The organism is Ruegeria sp. AP7 (genome assembly GCF_056539905.1).
Genome location: NZ_JBQFVT010000047.1, coordinates 1 through 598, shown reverse-complemented (window position 1 = coordinate 598; position 598 = coordinate 1). Strand labels below are relative to the sequence as shown.

The window sequence follows — 598 nt, the reverse complement described above, 5'->3', positions numbered from 1 at the left end:
CGGCAGATACCTCGGGCTATGCCTCGGATGTCACCGGATTGGGCGCGGCCCTGACCGATGCGATCCGTCTGGTCGGCACCCTCAGCGATGCCGAGACCGCCGCGGACACCGCGACGGACTATGTCGACCTCACCCAAAAAATCTCGTTCACCGATGACGGGCCAGCCTTTGCCATGACCCTTGGCACCGCAGACCTGCAGACGGATGACGCCGATCTGACGGGTGGGCCGGATACGGACACCGAAGGTGTGGGCGATCTGTTCAACGTGACCACGAATGATCCGGGCGAAGATGGCCTGGGCGCGCTGGTCTACAGTCTTGAACTGGGCTCCAATGCCGGGTCGGTGACCCTGAAAGACACCGCCACCGGAGACACCGTGGTTCTCAGCAACAATGCTGGCGTCATCGAAGGCAAAACCTCGGGCGGGCAAGTCGTGTTCTCGGTCTCGGTCGTCAGCAGCACCGGCGCGGTGACGCTGACCCAGAACCGGGCGGTCGAGCACAGTTCGGCAGATACCTCGGGCTATGCCTCGGATGTCACCGGATTGGGCGCGGCCCTGACCGATGCGATCCGTCTGGTCGGCACCCTCAGCGATGC

At 64.0% G+C, this 598-nt stretch carries 1 protein-coding gene; it reads left to right on the top strand.

Annotation, left to right across the window (positions count from 1 at the left end; translation table 11 throughout):
• Positions 1–598 (top strand): DUF5801 repeats-in-toxin domain-containing protein (locus tag ACR0KN_RS22470; protein WP_480656704.1); only part of this gene is annotated, 598 nt, incomplete at both ends.